Source organism: Mammaliicoccus fleurettii (assembly GCF_003970575.1).
Classification (GTDB): domain Bacteria; phylum Bacillota; class Bacilli; order Staphylococcales; family Staphylococcaceae; genus Mammaliicoccus; species Mammaliicoccus fleurettii.
Map to the genome: position 1 here is coordinate 1 of NZ_RXWZ01000099.1, position 780 is coordinate 780.

1 protein-coding gene is annotated in these 780 nt (G+C 46.4%); it reads left to right on the top strand.

Annotated features, from left to right (window positions below):
* The coding region (locus CD129_RS08240) for an IS30 family transposase (RefSeq protein ID WP_126577744.1) at nucleotides 1-771 on the top strand (771 nt) is incomplete at its 5' end.
* Between the last annotated feature and the right edge of the window lie 9 nt (nucleotides 772-780).

Here is a 780-nt window from a genome sequence, read left to right on the forward strand (position 1 = left end):
CGCTGTGGTAGAAAACAGACTGTACTACCCGCCGATCAACATCTCTATGTTGAAGAAAAAGTCGCTCAGGGCTGGACCCCCGATGTGATTACTGGTCGCGAGGAACACCCAATTAATTGTTCGGGACGGACACTGTACCGGCTATTCAAACGTCAGCAGTTTGATATTTCTACACTGCCGATGAAAGGCAAGCGAAAACCAAACGGTCATAAGGAACGCCGGGGCAGACAGACATTCAAACGGAACATTTCTGAAAGAGAGACGGATTATCCGGCATTCAACGAAGAATTTGGTCATCTTGAAGGCGACACGATTGTCGGTGTCCACCATAAAAGTGCCATCATTACATTGGTTGAACGCCTGTCAAAAGCCATCATCACGCTAAAACCCGAAGGCAGAACAGCGAAGGATATCGAAACCACGCTCAACACATGGTGTCATCAGGTGCCCAGAAACCTGTTCAAATCCATTACATTCGATTGTGGCAAAGAATTCTCGAATTGGCGGTCAATCAGTAATCAGAATGATCTTTCCATCTATTTCGCTGATCCGGGCACCCCTTCCCAGCGCGGGTTGAATGAACATTCCAATGGGTTATTGCGGACAGATGGATTGCCTAAGGGGATGGATTTCAATCAGGTGGACCAGCGGTTTGTTTCCTCCGTCTCTACCAGAAGGAACCATATCCCCAGAAAGTCATTGAATTATCAAACCCCGTTGGAAGTATTTATGAGTTACATGGATGTAGGTAAACTGTCTAGCTTATTTTGACAAACGAAG